This is a genomic window from Duganella sp. 1411 (genome assembly GCF_017833525.1).
In the GTDB taxonomy this organism is placed as follows: Bacteria; Pseudomonadota; Gammaproteobacteria; order Burkholderiales; family Burkholderiaceae_D; genus Rugamonas.
On the sequence record NZ_JAFICD010000003.1, the window covers coordinates 513073 to 529545 of the forward strand.

The following is a 16473-nucleotide window of genomic DNA, read 5'->3' on the forward strand; positions in this document are numbered from 1 at the left end:
ATCAAGGTTTTTTGAAGCCCAGAAAAGTAACCTTGACATACATCATCAAGCGTTCTATGGGAGAACTTCGTGGACCTGGCACAGAACTACAACTACAAGATCGTCAAGCAATTTGCGATCGCAACCGTAGTCTGGGGCATCGTCGGCATGCTGGTGGGGGTGATCATCGCCGCCCAACTGGCCTGGCCGGCGCTGAACCTGGACATCCCCTGGCTGACCTATGGCCGCCTGCGGCCGCTGCACACCAACGCCGTCATTTTCGCCTTCGGCATCTGCGGCCTGTTCGCCACCTCGTACTACGTGGTGCAGCGCACCTGCCAGGTCCGGCTGTTCTCCGACAAGCTGGCCGCCTTCACCTTCTGGGGCTGGCAGGCGGTGATCCTGAGCGCGGTCGTGACGTTGCCGATGGGCCTGACGCGCGGCAAGGAATACGCCGAGCTCGAGTGGCCGATCACGATCCTGATCGCCGTGGTGTGGATCGCCTACGCGATCGTGTTCTTCGGCACGCTGATCAAGCGCAAGGTCAAGCACATCTACGTCGCCAACTGGTTCTTCGCCGCCTACATCATCGCCGTGACCCTGCTGCACGTGGTCAACGGCATCAGCATGCCGGCCTCGGCCTTTAAATCGTACTCCGCCTACTCGGGCGTGCAGGACGCGATGATCCAATGGTGGTACGGCCACAACGCGGTCGGCTTCATCCTCACCGCCGGCTACCTGGGCATGGTCTACTACTTCATCCCTAAGCAGGCCGAGCGTCCGGTGTATTCGTACCGGCTGTCGATCGTGCACTTCTGGGCGCTGATCTTCACCTACATGTGGGCCGGCCCGCACCACCTGCACTACACCGCCCTGCCGGACTGGACCCAATCGATCGGCATGGTGTTCTCGCTGGTGCTGCTGGCGCCGTCGTGGGGCGGCATGATCAACGGCATCATGACCCTGTCGGGCGCCTGGCACAAGCTGCGCACCGACCCGATCCTCAAGTTCATGATCGTCTCGCTGTCGTTCTACGGCATCGCCACCTTCGAAGGTCCGATGATGTCGATCAAGACCATCAACTCGCTGTCGCACTACACCGACTGGGGCATCGCCCACGTGCACGGCGGCGCGCTCGGCTGGGTCGGCTTCATCACGATGGGCTCGATCTACTACCTGCTGCCGCGCCTGGCCGGCCAGCAAAAGATGTGGAGCACCAAATTGATCGACCTGCACTTTTGGGTCGCCACCATCGGCATCGTGCTGTACATCGCCGCCATGTGGATCGCCGGCGTCATGCAGGGCCTGATGTGGCGCGCGGTCAATCCGGACGGCACGCTGACCTACACCTTCGTCGAAGGCGTCAAGGCCACCTATCCGTACTACGTGGTGCGCTTCGGCGGCGGCCTGCTGTACCTGGGCGGCATGTGCCTGATGGGCTACAACACCTGGATGACCCTGCGTAACCGCGAGACCGCGACCGCGCGCATTCCCGCGCTGGCCGCCGGCCACGCCTGATATCGGAGTACAAGATGAAATTTTCACATGATTGGATCGAGAAGAATCCCTGGCTGCTGATCGCGCTGGTGACCCTGGTGGTCAGCGTCGGCGGCGCCGTCGAGATCGTGCCGCTGTTCTTCCAGAAATCGACCACCGAGCCGGTCGCGGGCCTGAAGCCGTATTCGCCGCTGCGCCTGGCCGGACGCGACGTCTACGTGCGCGAAGGTTGCTACAACTGCCACTCGCAGATGGTGCGGCCGTTCCGCGCCGAGACCGAGCGCTACGGCCACTACTCGGTCGCCGGCGAGTTCGTCTACGACCGGCCGTTCCAGTGGGGCTCCAAGCGCACCGGGCCCGACCTGGCGAGGGTGGGCGGGCGCTACAGCGACGAATGGCACCGCACCCACCTGGCCAGCCCGCGCGACGTGGTGCCGGAATCGAACATGCCGAACTACCCGTGGCTGGCCAAGACCGCGCTGGTGCCGGCCGACATCGTGCCGAAGATGCGCGCGCTCCAGCGCCTGGGCGATCCGTACACCGACGCCGAGATCGCCGCCGCGCCGGCCGAGCTCAAGGACAAGACCGAAGAAGACGCCCTGATCGCCTATCTGCAAGGCCTGGGCACATTAATCAAGACGAGGAACTAGCATGGCTATCGAGACCCTGTTTGACCGCGCCAGCAGCGTGATGACGGTGATTTCCTTCATCACCTTCGTCGGCATCCTGTGGTGGGCGTTCATCGCCAACAAGGAGGCCGACTTCGCCAAGGCGGCGCACTTACCGTTCGATGACGAGGAGAACGGCCATGGCTGATTTCACCAACGGATTCTGGGACCTGTACATCGTCGTGCTGACCTTGCTCGGCATCGCCGGCTGCGGCATCCTGCTGTTCTCGCAGTCCAAGGTCAAGCTGGCCAAGGACAAGGACGGCAAGATCGGCACCACCGGCCATGTGTGGGACGAGGACTTGACCGAACTGAACACGCCGATGCCGCGCTGGTGGATGTGGCTGTTCTACATCACCATCATCTTCGCGCTGGCCTACCTGTTCCTGTATCCCGGCCTGGGCACCTACGCCGGCAAGCTGGGCTGGAAGTCGTCGGGCCAGTACCAGGCCGAACTGAAGCAGGCGGAGGCCGACTACGGGCCGTTGTTCGCGCAATACCAGAAGCAGGACCTGAAAAAGGTGGCCGCCGATCCGAAGGCGCACGCCATCGGCCAGCGCCTGTTCCTGACCTACTGCGCGCAATGCCACGGGTCTGACGCGCGCGGCAACAAGGGCTTCCCCAACCTGACCGACAAGGACTGGCTGTTCGGCGGCGCGCCGGAGACCATCAAGGAAACCATCCTGCACGGGCGCATGGGCATGATGCCGCCGATGGGCGCCGCGCTGGGCTCGGACAAGGACGTGGAAAACGTCGCCCATTACGTGCTGAGCCTGTCGGGCTCGACCGCCGATCCGATCAAGGCCGTGCTCGGCAAGGGCAAGTTCGGCGCCTGCATGGCCTGCCACAGCGCCGGCGGCACCGGCAACCAGGTGCTGGGCGCGCCCAACCTGACCGACAAGATCTGGCTGTTCGGCGGCAGCGCCGAGACGGTGATGGAAACCATCCGCAAGGGCCGCACCGCCACCATGCCGGCGTTCGAGGACTTCCTCGGCGACGCCAAGGTGCACGTGCTGGCGGCCTACGTCTGGAGCCTGTCGAACGACGTCAACGCGCCCGAGGCGGTTCCGGTCCCGGCCGTCGCCGCCGCGCCCGCCGCTGACAAATAAACCAAACCCTCGATGTCATGAACTCGCCTGAACCACAAGTCGTCCACATGTACGCCGCGCGGGAGGAAATCTACCCGCGCGAGGCCTCCGGCCGCTACGCCCGGCTGCGCTGGCTGTTCGTCTGGCTGACGCAGCTGGCCTTCTACTGCACGCCGTGGCTGCAATGGAACGGCCGCCAGGCGCTGCTGTTCGACCTGGGCGCGCGCAAGTTCTACATCTTCGGCCTGGTGTTGTGGCCGCAGGACTTCATCTACCTGGCCGCGCTGCTGATCATCTGCGCCTATTTGCTGTTCCTGGCGACGGCGGTGGCCGGACGGGTGTGGTGCGGCTTCGCCTGTCCGCAGACGGTGTACACCGAAATCTTCCTGTGGATAGAGCGTAAGATCGAAGGCAAGCGCAGCGCGCGCATGGCGCTCGACCGGCAGCCGCCGTCGGCGTCCAAGTTCGCCAAGAAGAGCGCCAAGCACCTGGCCTGGGGCGCGGTGGCGCTGTGGACCGGCTTCACCTTCGTCGGCTACTTCACGCCGATCAAGATGCTCGGCGGCGAGGTGCTGACCTTGAGTTTCGGCCCGTGGGAATGGTTCTGGGTGGTGTTCTACAGCTTCGCCACGTACGGCAACGCCGGCTGGATGCGCGAGCAGGTGTGCAAATACATGTGCCCGTACGCCCGCTTCCAGAGCTCGATGTTCGACAGCGACACCTTGATCATCACCTACGCCGGCGAGCGGGGCGAGCCGCGCATGCCGCTGTCGAAGAAGAAGGAAAAGGAGAAGGAGGGGCAACGCGGCGGCGACTGCATCGACTGCTCGATGTGCGTGCAGGTGTGCCCGACCGGCATCGACATCCGCAACGGCCTGCAATATGAATGCATCGGCTGCGCCGCCTGCGTCGACGCCTGCAACGGCGTGATGGACAAGGTCGGCCTGCCGCGCGGGTTGATCCGCTACAGCACCGAGCGCGCCATGACCATGCACTACACGCCGACCGAAATCCGCCGGCGCACCTTGCGTCCCCGGGTGCGGATCTACGCCGCCATCCTGGCGCTGATCGTCGCCGCCGTCGGCAGCGCGCTGTACCTGCGGGTGCCGCTCAAGCTGGACGTGATCCGCGACCGCGGCGCCATGGGCCGCGAGGTCGAGGACGGCATGATCGAAAACGTCTACCGGCTGCAGATCATGAACACCTCGGAGCGGGCGCAGACGTACCGGATCCGCGTCAGCGGCATCGCCACCTTGGCGCAGGTGACGCCGGACCTGGTGCGGGTCGACGCCACCGAGACCAAGGCCTATCCGATCCGGCTGCGCACGGCGCACGGCGCCGCCCATCCCGGCTCGAACAAGATCGCCGTCGAACTGACCTCGGTCGACGAACCGTCGCTGCACGTGAAGGAAGACGCGGTATTCATCGTACCGCGCTAAGGAGAACGCCATGAACGTATCGATATCGCATGCCACGGTGACGCCGTGGTGGAGGCAGCGCTGGCCGTGGCTGCTGATGGCCGGACCGGCGATCGCCATCGTCGCCGGCAGCTACACCGGCTACCTGGCCTTCACCCGGCAGGACGCGCTGGTGGTGGGCGACTATTACAAGCAGGGCAAGGCCATCAACCAGGACTTGCGGCGCGACCGTGCGGCCAGCGCGCTGGGCTTGTCGATGTCGATCGGCTACGACGCCACGCAGGGCATGCTGGCCGGGCAGCTACGGCGCGACAGCGACGATCACGGCAAGACGGAGCGGCTGTTCGTACGGCTGTCGCACGCGACCTTGCCGGCCAAGGACATCCAGCTGGTGGTGCAACCGGACGAATTCGGCGCCTTCCAGATCAATCTGCCGATGCTCGAGCGCAGCCGCTGGGTGGTGCTGGTGGAAGGCGAAAAGCGCGACTGGCGGCTGGCGGGCGCCTGGAGCTGGCCGTCGCAACGCAGCGTCACGCTGAGCGCCGACTAAACCCCGTGGGGGTTACTGGATGCCGGGTTGCTCGTTGGCGCGTTTGACGGCGCTGATATCGCGGACGTTTTTCTGCACCGCCACCGCGCCGAACAGGCTCAGTAAAAATGCCATCGCGTAGAAACCCTTTTCGCTCAAGGTCAAGGTCGCGTTGATCAGGCCGACGGTCAGCAACAGCATCGTCAGCGCCAGCGACAGCCAGCACAGGCCGAAATACAGGCCGCTGACCAGCGTGCCCTCGGCGCGGTCGCGCACCGATTTTTGCAGCGACACGGCGGCGAACAGGCCGTACATCAGGATCGTGAAGTAATACCCTTTTTCGTTGAGCTGCATGCCGGCGTTCCACAGCCCGATCATGAAGGCCGAGGCGCCGGCCAGCAGGGCGATCCAGGAGGCGGCGACGAAGGCGGGGGTGGGACCGAGTTGGGGCTGAGCCATGAATACTCCTTGCGGGTTTGGGGAAGGCGGCGCCCGGTTGGCGCGCGCCCGTCCATCGTAACAGATGCGTCAGGCGGACTTCTTGAATGAGCGCAACATTTTGCCGCCGATGGTGACCACCACCAGCGCCAGCGCGCCGGCCAGCACGCCGGCCACGGCGTCGATCACGCTGGGGGTGACGAAGCCCAGCACCGGGCCCAGCGCGGGCACCGCCGCCGCGATCTCGGTGGCGTGGTGGACGAGGTCGTGCGTGCCCGGCGTGCCGTGCACCAGGATGCCGCCGCCGACCATGAACATGGCGGCCGTGCCGACCACCGACAACAGCTTCATCAGCTTGGGCGCGGCCGACAGCAGCACCCGCCCCAACACCCGCACGGCGCCGTTGCCGCGCTCGCTCAGGTAGAGGCCGGCGTCGTCCATCTTGACGATCGCCGCGACGATGCCGTACACCCCCACCGTCATCAGCAGCGCGATGCCGACCACCACCAGCGCCTGCTGCGCGAACGGCTCGCCCGCCACCGTGCCCAGCGCGATGACGATGATCTCGGCCGACAGGATGAAGTCGGTGCGCACGGCGCCCTTGATCTTGTCCTTTTCCATCGCCACCATGTCGGCGGCCGGATCGCTGAGCGCGGCGGCCAGCTCCTGCTTGTGCCGGGCGTCCTCCTCCTTGTGCAGGATGCCGTGGGCGATCTTTTCGAAGCCCTCGAAGCACAGGTAGAGGCCGCCGACCATCAGCAGCGGCGTGATCGCGCCCGGCAGCAAGGCGCTGATCGCCAGCGCGGCCGGCACCAGGATCGCCTTGTTCTTGAGCGAACCGAGCGCCACCGCCCACACCACCGGCAGTTCGCGCTCGGCGCGCACGCCGGCCACTTGCTGCGCGTTCAGCGCCAGGTCGTCGCCGAGCACGCCGGCGGTCTTCTTGGCCGCCACCTTGCTCATCAGGGCGACGTCGTCGAGGATGGAGGCGATGTCGTCGATCAGCGCCAGCAGGCTGGTGCCGGCCATCTCAGCGGCTCCCTTGCGGGGGCGGGGGTGTCAAATAGGTCATGTGGGGTCCGTGTTGAAGAGGCAATGTTGAAGGGGCAATATTAACCCAGGCCCGGCGTGCCCGGATATAGCTTCAGGGCTACAATGTGCGTTGCCTCGCGGCGCCGTGCCGCGACCTGGACTATGGAACGCATATGAGCTTTGCCACCTGGATGGGTTTTTTCATTGCCGCCTGCATCATCGCCGTCTCGCCCGGCTCGGGCGCGGTGTTGTCGATGTCGCACGGATTGTCGTATGGCGTGCGGCGCGCCAGCAGCACCATTTTCGGCCTGCAAACCGGCCTGCTGCTGGTGTTTTTCATCGCCGGCGCGGGCGTCGGCTCGCTGTTGCTGGCGTCGGAACTGGCGTTCAGCGTCGTCAAGACGGTGGGCGCGCTGTACCTGATTTATCTCGGGCTGAGCCAGTGGCGCGCCAAGGTGACCATCGGCGCGCAGCAAAGCCAGGCCGAAATGATCGTGCCGTCGGTCAAAAAGCGCTTTTTGACGGGTTTCCTGACCAACGCCACCAATCCCAAGGGCATCATCTTCATGGTGGCGGTATTGCCGCAGTTTATTAATCAGCACGCGCCGCTGCTGCCGCAATTGCTGATCCTGGCCGCGACGATGTGCTCGATCGACCTGGTGGTCATGCACAGTTATGCGTATCTGGCGTCGTCGATGCAGCGCTTTTTCCGCGACGCCCGCGCGGTCAAGAAGCAAAACCGCGTGTTCGGTGGCCTGCTGATGGGCGTGGGCGCGGCGCTGTTCTTCGTCAAACGGGGCGGCGCGGCCGCGTAAAGCATGATTTAATTTGCAATCATTTGTAACCCCGGTAGTCGAATTCGCGGCGCGCGGCGTTATGTCACGATCAAATAGAGGAGCGCTGCCATGAGCCGCAAGATCATTTCATCCGTCGTGCTGGCCGCGCTGGCGGGCTTCAGCACGCTCGCGCTGGCCGACCCGCCCGCCGTCGTCGGACGGATTTCGGCCGTCCAGGGGCAGGTGACCTTGGTGGGCGGCGACGAGGGCAATGACGAACCGGTCGCCGCCTCGCTGAACTGGCCCGTCACCGGCGCCAACCACATCAACACCGCCAGCGGCGCGCGCACCGAATTCCGGGTCGGCTCGACGGCGGTGCGGGTCGATGGCGATTCCGATCTCGAAGTCACCGACATGGACGAGGATTTGCTGCGGCTGCGCCTCAACTACGGCAGCGTCAGCATTCGCGTGCGCAGCCCCGAGCTGCTGCGCGACTTCGAGCTGACCACGCCGCAGGCGCGCGTCACGCTGCTCGAGCCGGGCCTGGTGCGGGTCGATGCCGAGCGCGTGGCCGACACCAGCCAGGTCAGCGTGCTGGCCGGCAGCGCGCGCGTCGAGGGCGCCGGCTCCTCGCTGGTGGTCGGCAGCGGCCGCCAGGTCGACGTCAGCGGTTCCGACGTGCGCACCGGCGTGGCGCGCCGCGACGGCTTCGACGCCTGGGCCGACGAGCGCGACCGCCAGTCGGAGGCGGTGGTGACGTCCCGCTACGTATCGACCGGCATCACCGGCTACGAGGAGCTGGACCGCAACGGCAGCTGGACCGAGAGCGTCGAATACGGCCCGCTGTGGGCGCCGCGCAATGTCGCCGTCGACTGGGCGCCGTACCGCGACGGCCGCTGGACCTGGCTGGCGCCGTGGGGCTGGACCTGGGTCGACAACGCGCCATGGGGCTACGCGCCGTCACACTACGGCCGCTGGGTGATGGTCAACCGCCGCTGGTGCTGGGCGCCGGGGCGTCCGGCGGGCCGGCCGGTGTGGGCGCCGGCGCTGGTGGGCTGGGTCGGCGGCGACGGCTTCACGCATCAGCATCGCGGGCCGGGCCTGGGCTGGTTCCCGCTGTCGCCGCGCGAGCGTTACGTGCCGCACTACCGGGTCTCGAACAATTACGAGGCGCGCATGACGTGGAACTACAACGGCAAGCCGTACCGGCCTCACGGCGCCAACCCGGATCGCCGCGACGGCGTGACGATGCTGCCACGCGAGCAATTCGAGGGGCGCCACACGGTGCCGGTCAATCGCGGCGGCGTGGTGATTCCGCCGCAGAACCTGGTCAAGAACGCGGTGGCGGTGGCACCGCCGCCGCCGGCGCCGGGTGCGCGCGTGGGCGAGCCCAACCGGCGTTGGCCGGATCGCGACGGCGATGGCCGGCCGGACCGGCCGGACCGTTATGTGCGCGGCGAGCGCAACGACCGTTTCGAGCGCAACAATGGCCAGCAGCAGCCGGGGCGGGTGATCACCGCGCCGCCGCAGCCGCAGCCCGTGCCGGGACCGGGGCGGGCGCCGACCACCACCACGCTCGCCCCCGGGCAGTTCGGTACGCCGAACGCCCCGGCGCAGACGATCAATCCGAACGATGTGGCGATGGAGTTGCGCCCGGGTTACCGTCCGAGGACGCCGGTGTCGTCGCCGCAACCGGGGGGAATGCCGGCGCCGGCGGTGCAGGTCAACCCGAACCGCGACCACTTCAACCGCGACGACGACAATGGTCGCCGGCAGTGGCGTCAGCGTGAAGACCAGCGCGAGCAGAGGGAACACCGGCCGGCGTTCCAGCCGCAGCAGCCGCAACCTGCACAGCAGGCGCCGCAGCCGCAGCAGTTCCGGCCGCCGCCGCAACCCCAGCCGCAACAGTTCCAGCCGCCACCGCAGCGGCCATCGCAACCGGCGCCGCAGGCGCAACCCCAGGCTCAGCCGCAGATGCACCAGCCGCAGGCCCAGCCGGCGCCGCGCAGCGAGCCGCGTCGCGAGCCGGAAAGGCGCAACAACGAAGGGCAAGGCCAGGGCCGCGAGCGTGGCAACCGGCCGTCGCACAACCTTCAATAGTGCCCCCCAGATCCAGGGTCAGGTCCACCATTTCTACACAGACTAGGCCGTAGCACCAAATTCGCCAACCAAAGGTCCAGCTCGTGTAGAAATGGTGGACCTGACCCTGGAGCTTAGCCGGCGTTGCGGGCCGCCTTCAGGCGCAGGCGCGCGCGCCATTCTCCCAGCGCCGACAGCGCTCCCTGGAATTCGCGCTCGATCAAATCAGCCTCTGCGGCCGTGACCTTGCCGTCCATGAGCGCCGTCGACACCGCCTCGGCGACCGATCCCACCTGACTCATCACCTTGCACACCGTTTGCGACAGGTCGTCGTCGCCGATGTTGTCCGGCAGCGGTACGACGAACGCGGCCATGCCGTGCCGCGTCAGCAGCGCGTGCAGCGGCAGGTGGGCGTCGGCCACGCCGGCGCGGTGGCAATGGTCGACCACCGCCGACACTTCCTCGAACGACGGGTAGTGCGAGGCGATCGTCGGCGCCAGCTTGTTGCGCAGGACGTTGACCGAGATGCCCATCGCTTGCGCGAGCGCGTCGATGCCGCCGGGATAGCTGCGCGCCACCTTGTAGAGCGCGTCGTGTTGGTTCATGTCCAGGTATTTGCGTGTCATGGTGAAGCGTGCCTTTTATTACCGATGCATCCGCCGTCGCGCGGCGCTATGCTGACTTTTATTCAACTTCTTTGTGAAAAGACATCATGAAGCCCCTTCGATCCGCACTGTTGCTGAGCTTTTGCATCGCGCTGGGCGCCAGCGTCCCCGCGCGTGCCGAGGCCAAGCCTTATTCTGGCACATCGTCGTCGTACAAAAGTGGATTTTCTTCACAAAAGGGCAACACCGCCAGCAGCCGGCCGTCGGCGCCGCCGGCCAACCGCCAGAGCGGTCCCGGCGCGTTCGGCAAGGCGCCCGGCTCGCCCGCGTCGGCCTATCCCCGCAGCGGCGCGGCCGATACCAACACGTCGGCGGCCTCGCGCGACCTCGACCGCAGCGCCGCGCAAGCCCGGGCCTTGAAGAATCTGGACCAGCGCCGCGCCGCTGCCGCGCCAGCGCCACTGCCGCCGCTGAACGATACGCCGATGCGGCCCGGCGCGCCCGCGCCGCTCGACGCCCGCGCGCCCGCCGCCGCGCCGCCGCCGCCCGGCTATCCGCAACAGGTGATCGTGCAGCAGCCGTCCAGCGGCCTGATGCACGGGGTGCTGGGGTTCATGCTGGGCCGGGCGATGAGCCAGGCCAACCAGCCGGTCGCCTATCCGACCACGACCGCGACCACGACCACGACCATGACCACGGCCGGCAGCGCGCCGGCGCCGGCGGTCAACCGCGACGGCCAGCTGACCGGCATGCCCGGCCTGGGCGATCCGCCGGCGGCCAATGCGCGCACGCCTGCGCCGCCTCAACCATCGTTCGGCGCGAGCGTACTACGCTGGTTCGCTTGGCTGGGCCTGTTGAGCGGGATCGCTTGGGCGGCCGTGTTCGCGGCGCGCAAGGTGCGCAAGCTGCGCGCGGCCAGGCAGCCCCATTATTCATTTGAGAGGAATTGAGATGAGCTGGACCGATGCCTATAACTACCTGCGCAACAGCGTGGCCAAGCTGGGCGGCGCCGACGCGCCCCGCACCGATCAGGATCTGCCGCTGGGCGCGCGCATCGGCAGCCTGGTGCGGCTGCAGCAGGCCCCGCTGCTGGGCGCGCTCGCCAACGGTTCGCTGATCGCGCCGCCGGACGCCGACGACAACCGCATCGTCGCCGTCTCGCAAATCCGCCTCAAGCAGACGGGCGGCCTGTACCGCTACTACCTGGACACCGGCGAGGCGAGCGAGAAGGAAAAGTTTTTGCAGGTGTACCAGGACGCATGGGGCAAGGTGACCGAGGTGATGTATTGCACCCAGCTGGCGCGCGTGGTGCCGGAGACGGTGGAGGACCAGGAGGCCTACATGGGCCTGGCCAACGCCGGCCTGGGCGACCGCAGCTACACCTTGTGGCGCGCGCAGCTGGGCGACGTCGGCCTGGACGAGGCCGACCTGGAGCTGGTGTTCGGCCAGGACGAGGGCGTCGATTACTGGCGCGACGCCGGCGGCGACGAGGATTTCATCGCGCCGTTCTCCGGCACCGAAACGCGGATCGACAATCCGAGCGGCAGCCTCGGCCTGCGCCAGGAAATGTATTTCATGCCGTACGTGCGCCGGCTGCGCAACGGCGGCCACGAGTATTTGCTGATCACTACCGAGGTCATCAGCAGCGTCAACGGCGACGCGTCGAAACGCGGGATCCACGTCGACTTCGTCATCGGCATCCCGGTTGAGCAGGAACGCATCGTTATCCAATGATGCGCATTTTTAACGTCATTTCTAGAAGGAAGACCGACATGAGCAACTCGAATGGCTGGGGTTTGACCGCGCGCCTGATTTCCAAACACTTTGGCGCCCTGGGCGACCGCGTGTCCGAGGCGATCGCCAATTTCGATCCGGAGACGGCGACCGAGGCCGACCGCGACCGCCTGGCCGACAGCCTGCGCGCCACCGCGCAAAAACTGGCGGCCGCGCGCGGCGCCTTCGACAAGGAGGCGGCCGACGTCGTCAAGCTGCGCCAGCTGATCGCCACCGACGAGCAGGCCGCCGGCACCCTGGCCGATCGCTTGGCCTCGGGCAAGATCTCGGAGGCGACGATCACCTTGTTCTGCGACGAGCTGGAGGCGAACAAGCAGCGCCTGCCGCAGGAGCTGCAGGAGGAGGCCGACGCCCGCCAGTACATGGACGAGCTGCAAACCATCGTCGACGCGCTGTCCAAGCAGCTGGCCGAGTTCGATTCGATGGCGAAGAAGGCGATGCAGGCGCTGGCCAGCGCGCGCGCCCAGCAGGATTTGCAGGAGCTGCGCGCCGAGCGCCAGGCCCAGCTGGCCGGGCTGTCGGGCATGCGCGGCAATTCGAGCGCGCTGAACGCGCTGACCCGCCGCGCCCAGACCATCAGCAACGAGGCGGCCGGGCTGAAGATCGTCACCGACATCGGCCAGCGTCCGTATGAGCAGGCGGCCGAGCTCGAGGCGATCCGCAAATCGATGAGCCAGCCCGGCCTGGGCAGCGAATCGGCGCTGGCGCGGCTGCAGCGCTTGTCCGGCCAGCAAGCGGCCGCGCCCGCCGCGCTGGAGATGAGCAAATCGTAAGCCACGCTGGAGTTCCAGCGAATTGGCTACAATAGAGCCCGGCGGCGTCGTGTTGATGCCGCCGGTCTTTATTTTTGATTGGAATGAATATGCAAGCGATCCCGCCGTCAGAGTCCCTCATCGAATACCCGAGCGACTTCCCGATCAAGGTGATGGGGCCGACTCATATCGATTTCGCCCCGACCATCGTGCTGGTGGTGCAAAAGCACGACCCGGACTTCCACGAAGGCAAGATGGAAGTGCGGCCCTCGGCCAAGGGCAACTACACCGGCCTGACCGTGACCGTGCGCGCCGTCAGCCGCGAGCAGCTCGACGCGCTGTATTCGGAACTGTCGGCGCACCCGATGGTCAAGATCGTGATGTAAGTCATTTAAGTTGCTGGCGCTGGAAGGCGGCGATCTCTTCCAGCAGCCAGTCGCGGAACGCCACCACCTGCGGCCTGCCGGCCGAGGCCATCGGCGCGACGAAGAAATACTCATCCGGGCAAGGCGTGGCGATATCGAACAGCCGCACCAGTTGCCCGGAGGCGATCTCCTGCATCGCCACCACATGGCGCACCAGCGCCACCCCGTTGCCGTCGGCGGCGGAGCGTATCAGCATCGACAAATCCTCGAACATCACCCCGCCCGACGGCTCCGGCATGTCGACCCCGGCCGCGCGCAGCCACGGCGACCACGGCTCGACCGAGCGCAGCAGTGTTTGCAGCGGCAACTGCTGCGGCTCGGCGGGCAGCTCTCCGCCGCGATAGTGGGGACTCACTACCGGATAGTAGACGTCGCCCATCAAGCGCTCCACCACCATGCCGGGATAGTTGCCGCGGCCGAAACGGATGCCGACGTCGATGCCGTCGCGCGCCAGATCCTGCAGTTGCCCGCTCGACTGCAACACCACCTCTATATCGGGATGCAAGTCGATGAAGCGGCCCAGCCTGGGCGCCAGCCAGCGCGCCGCGAACGAGGGGATCGACGTCACCGTCAGCCGCTGGTTGATGCTGGCGGCGCGCATCGCGTCGGCCGCGACGGCGATATCGGCGAAGGATTTGCCTAAAAACTGGGCAAATTTGAGCGCATCGCTAGTTATTTTCACCTGCCGGCCGTTGCGTACGAACAGTTGCCGGCCCAATTCCTGCTCCAGCGCGCGCACCTGATGGCTGATCGCGCCATGCGTCAGGTGCAACTCTTCCGCCGCCCGCGAGAAGTTCTCGTGGCGCGCCGCCGCCTCGAAGGCGCGCAAGGCGGAAAAATTGGGCAGGCGGCGGCTGGCGCTCATCAGGTCGGCATGCTGTGGATAACTATGTGAATAAAATTAGCTAGAATCACGAAAATATAACGTTATACAGGCGCTACGGCAAGGTCTACCATGTGAATAAATCTACCCAAGCCGGAGCCGCCATGTCTTTCATCCTGTACACCGATAGCCTGTTCACCAGCCCTTACGCCCTGTCCGCCTTTGTGGCGCTGACTGAAAAAGGCGTGCCGTTCACCGTGCAGACGGTCGATCTGGAGGCCGGCCATCAAAAACGCGGCGATTACGCCGGGCGCGCCCTCACCGCCCGGGTGCCGGCGCTGGTCGAGGGCGATTTCGTGCTGACCGAGTCGAGCGCGATCACCGAGTACCTGGAGGAAAGTTTTCCGGCGCCCGAATACCTGGCGCTGTATCCGGCGGACCGGCGCCAGCGCGCGCGGGCGCGGCAGCTGCAGGCGTGGCTGCGCAGCGATCTGCTGCCGGTGCGGGTCGAGCGCGACACCGAGACGGTGTTTTTCGGCAAGGCCAGCGCCCCGCTGAGCGAGGCCGGCCGGGCCGCCGCCGACAAGCTGATCCACGTCGCCGATCAGCTGGTGCAGGGCGAAAACCTGTTTGGCGCGTGGTCGATCGCCGATGTCGATTTGACCATGATGCTGAACCGGCTGATCTTCAACGGCGACGAGGTGCCGCAAAAGCTGAAGGATTACGCCGCCGCCCAGTGGCGGCGGCCGTCGATCCAGCAATGGCTGGCGCGGCACCAGCCGGGATAAGCCGCCGTCAGCCCCGCTTGGCCGCGTGATTTATAATGGCGGCATGACGTCCCCTACCCACCCCGAGCCGGCGCTGATCCGCCACCTCGGCCTCGCCGACTACGACAGCACCTTCGCCGCGATGCGCGCCTTCACCGACGCGCGCACGCCGGACACCCGCGACGAACTGTGGATCGTCGAGCATCCGCCCGTCTTCACCTTGGGCCTGGGCGCCGACCGTGGCCACCTGCTGGCGGGCGCGGCCGCGATCCCCGTGGTGCAGACCGACCGCGGCGGCGAAGTGACCTACCACGGCCCCGGCCAGGTGGTGATCTACCTGCTGATCGACCTGCGCCGCAACAAGCCCGGCGGCAAGCTGTACGCCCGGCAATTCGTGCATAAAATCGAGCAAGCGATCATCAATGTGTTAGGGGCGTATAATCTCGTCGGTGAGCGCGTCGAAGGCGCGCCGGGCATCTACATGGCCGGCGGGCCGAAGCGGGGCGCCAAGATCGCCGCGCTCGGCTTGAAAGTGCGCGGCAACGGCTGCACCTACCATGGGCTGTCGCTGAATGTGGCGATGGATTTGGCCCCGTTTTCCTGGATTAATCCTTGCGGCTATGCCGGGCTGGAGACAGTCGATATGCGGTCCGTCGGCGCCCAGGCGCAATTGTCGGACGTGCAACAGCAGTTGGCCGACGAGCTGATACGCGTCCTGGCCCTTGTAGAACCAGCACCACACGAACAACCAAACTATGCCCGCGAGGGCACGCAGCCAAATGACCACTGAGACCACCTCCAGCATTGCCCCCGCTTACAACCCGAGCGAAAAGCAAAAAGGCGCCAGCAAGACCGCGCGCATCCCGATCAAGATCGTGCCGATCGAGCAAGTTGAGCGTCTGAAGAAGCCGGAGTGGATCCGCGTCAAGGCCGCGTCGGCCTCGACCCGTTTCTACGAGATCAAGGACATCCTGCGTGAGAACAAGCTGGTCACGGTCTGCGAAGAGGCGAGCTGCCCGAACATCGGCGAATGCTTCGGCAAGGGCACGGCCACCTTCATGATCATGGGCGACAAGTGCACGCGCCGCTGCCCGTTCTGCGACGTCGGCCACGGCCGTCCCGACCCGCTGGATAAGGAAGAGCCGGGCAACCTGTCGCGCACGATCGCCGAGCTGCGCCTGAGCTACGTGGTGATCACCTCGGTCGACCGCGACGACTTGCGCGACGGCGGCGCCGGCCACTTCGTCGAGTGCATCCAGAACACGCGCGCGCTGTCGCCGAAGACCCAGATCGAAGTGCTGGTGCCGGACTTCCGCGGCCGCCTGCAGAAGGCGCTGGACATCTTCAAGGACGGCCTGCCGGACGTCATGAACCACAACCTGGAAACGGTGCCGCGCCTGTACAAGGAAGCGCGTCCGGGTTCGGATTACATGCACTCGCTGCAGCTGCTCAAGGAGTTCAAGGAGCTGTATCCGGAAGTCAAAACCAAGTCGGGCATCATGGTCGGCCTGGGCGAGACCGACGAAGAGATCCTGCAAGTGATGCGCGACATGCGCGAGCACAACATCGACATGCTGACCATCGGCCAGTATCTGGCGCCGTCGAACAGCCACCTGCCGGTGCGCCGCTATGTGCACCCGGACGTGTTCAAGATGTTCGAGGAAGAGGCCTACAAGATGGGCTTCAAGCACGCCGCCGTCGGCGCCATGGTGCGCAGCTCGTACCATGCGGACGAGCAGGCGCACAACGTGCTGGCGTCGGCCTAAGGACTTTGGCCGGTTGGCCACATTGGCCATGCTGCCA

General features: G+C 66.2%; 19 protein-coding genes. 15 read left to right on the forward strand and 4 right to left on the reverse strand.

The genetic code is table 11. The annotated features are described in order from the left end of the window. Positions 1 to 69: 69 nt before the first annotated feature. The 6 genes from ccoN to JOD97_RS19405 are packed head-to-tail and all read left to right on the forward strand — an operon-like array spanning position 70 to position 5200. Positions 70 to 1497, forward strand: a complete 1428-nt coding sequence (gene ccoN / locus JOD97_RS19380; protein WP_209721784.1) for a cytochrome-c oxidase, cbb3-type subunit I — start codon at positions 70 to 72, stop codon at positions 1495 to 1497. A gap of 14 nt (positions 1498 to 1511) precedes the next feature. Then, positions 1512 to 2126 (forward strand): cytochrome-c oxidase, cbb3-type subunit II, encoded by a 615-nt coding sequence (ccoO, locus tag JOD97_RS19385; protein ID WP_209721787.1) that lies wholly within the window; start codon positions 1512 to 1514, stop codon positions 2124 to 2126. A gap of 1 nt (position 2127) precedes the next feature. After that, entirely contained in the window at positions 2128 to 2292 is a 165-nt protein-coding gene (locus JOD97_RS19390) for a cbb3-type cytochrome c oxidase subunit 3 (RefSeq protein WP_209721789.1), read from the forward strand. After that, a complete protein-coding gene (gene ccoP / locus JOD97_RS19395) occupies positions 2285 to 3253 on the forward strand; it encodes a cytochrome-c oxidase, cbb3-type subunit III (RefSeq protein WP_209721792.1) in 969 nt (322 codons plus the stop codon). Before JOD97_RS19390 ends, ccoP begins: the two co-directional genes overlap by 8 nt. A 17-nt stretch (positions 3254 to 3270) precedes the next feature. Then, positions 3271 to 4671, forward strand: coding sequence for a cytochrome c oxidase accessory protein CcoG (ccoG, locus tag JOD97_RS19400; protein ID WP_209721795.1), 1401 nt, complete (start codon positions 3271 to 3273; stop codon positions 4669 to 4671). A 10-nt stretch (positions 4672 to 4681) separates the two neighbouring features. Continuing rightward, complete coding sequence (locus tag JOD97_RS19405; protein WP_209721798.1) at positions 4682 to 5200, forward strand: FixH family protein; 519 nt, start codon at positions 4682 to 4684, stop codon at positions 5198 to 5200. Positions 5201 to 5212: 12 nt separating this feature from the next. Here JOD97_RS19405 and yiaA read toward each other — a convergent pair whose 3' ends face one another. Then, positions 5213 to 5638, reverse strand: a complete 426-nt coding sequence (gene yiaA / locus JOD97_RS19410; RefSeq protein WP_209721801.1) for an inner membrane protein YiaA — start codon at positions 5636 to 5638, stop codon at positions 5213 to 5215. A 69-nt stretch (positions 5639 to 5707) separates the two neighbouring features. Beyond that, a complete protein-coding gene (locus JOD97_RS19415) occupies positions 5708 to 6646 on the reverse strand; it encodes a DUF808 domain-containing protein (protein ID WP_209721803.1) in 939 nt (312 codons plus the stop codon). Positions 6647 to 6822: 176 nt separating this feature from the next. On the opposite strand from JOD97_RS19415, the gene JOD97_RS19420 reads away from it, so the two are divergent. Beyond that, positions 6823 to 7464, forward strand: coding sequence for a LysE family transporter (locus JOD97_RS19420; RefSeq protein ID WP_209721806.1), 642 nt, complete (start codon positions 6823 to 6825; stop codon positions 7462 to 7464). A gap of 90 nt (positions 7465 to 7554) precedes the next feature. Beyond that, positions 7555 to 9525, forward strand: coding sequence for a DUF6600 domain-containing protein (locus JOD97_RS19425; protein WP_229264567.1), 1971 nt, complete (start codon positions 7555 to 7557; stop codon positions 9523 to 9525). A 113-nt stretch (positions 9526 to 9638) separates the two neighbouring features. Here JOD97_RS19425 and JOD97_RS19430 read toward each other — a convergent pair whose 3' ends face one another. Then, the gene (locus tag JOD97_RS19430; RefSeq protein WP_209721809.1) at positions 9639 to 10130 is read right to left on the reverse strand and encodes a phage regulatory CII family protein; all 492 of its coding nucleotides are present in this window, start codon (positions 10128 to 10130) and stop codon (positions 9639 to 9641) included. A gap of 86 nt (positions 10131 to 10216) precedes the next feature. Between JOD97_RS19430 and JOD97_RS19435 the strand changes: the two genes are divergently transcribed. The 4 genes from JOD97_RS19435 (at position 10217) to JOD97_RS19450 (ending at position 13041) form a co-directional block, all read left to right on the forward strand. Next, entirely contained in the window at positions 10217 to 11059 is an 843-nt protein-coding gene (locus tag JOD97_RS19435; protein WP_209721811.1) for a hypothetical protein, read from the forward strand. Between the two features lies 1 nt (position 11060). Beyond that, positions 11061 to 11843 carry a DUF2491 family protein gene (locus tag JOD97_RS19440; protein ID WP_209721814.1) on the forward strand — a complete coding sequence of 261 codons (783 nt, stop codon included), beginning with the start codon at positions 11061 to 11063 and terminating at the stop codon, positions 11841 to 11843. 38 nt (positions 11844 to 11881) lie between these two features. Then, positions 11882 to 12676 (forward strand): hypothetical protein, encoded by a 795-nt coding sequence (locus tag JOD97_RS19445; protein WP_209721816.1) that lies wholly within the window; start codon positions 11882 to 11884, stop codon positions 12674 to 12676. An 89-nt stretch (positions 12677 to 12765) separates the two neighbouring features. Continuing rightward, on the forward strand, positions 12766 to 13041 hold the full coding sequence (locus tag JOD97_RS19450) for a DUF493 family protein (protein WP_209721819.1): 276 nt from the start codon (positions 12766 to 12768) through the stop codon (positions 13039 to 13041). Between the two features lies 1 nt (position 13042). On the opposite strand, the gene gcvA is transcribed toward JOD97_RS19450, so the two are convergent. Next, positions 13043 to 13945 carry a transcriptional regulator GcvA gene (gcvA, locus tag JOD97_RS19455; RefSeq protein WP_209721822.1) on the reverse strand — a complete coding sequence of 301 codons (903 nt, stop codon included), beginning with the start codon at positions 13943 to 13945 and terminating at the stop codon, positions 13043 to 13045. Positions 13946 to 14067: 122 nt separating this feature from the next. Between gcvA and yfcF the strand changes: the two genes are divergently transcribed. From yfcF to lipA, 3 genes are read left to right on the forward strand one after another with little or no spacing between them, the layout of a single operon-like run. Next, the gene (gene yfcF, locus JOD97_RS19460; protein ID WP_209721825.1) at positions 14068 to 14691 is read left to right on the forward strand and encodes a glutathione transferase; all 624 of its coding nucleotides are present in this window, start codon (positions 14068 to 14070) and stop codon (positions 14689 to 14691) included. Between the two features lie 43 nt (positions 14692 to 14734). Then, on the forward strand, positions 14735 to 15460 hold the full coding sequence (lipB, locus tag JOD97_RS19465) for a lipoyl(octanoyl) transferase LipB (protein WP_209721828.1): 726 nt from the start codon (positions 14735 to 14737) through the stop codon (positions 15458 to 15460). Continuing rightward, positions 15450 to 16436 carry a lipoyl synthase gene (gene lipA, locus JOD97_RS19470; protein ID WP_209721831.1) on the forward strand — a complete coding sequence of 329 codons (987 nt, stop codon included), beginning with the start codon at positions 15450 to 15452 and terminating at the stop codon, positions 16434 to 16436. The genes lipB and lipA overlap by 11 nt, the downstream gene beginning before the upstream one ends. Positions 16437 to 16473 lie beyond the last annotated feature (37 nt).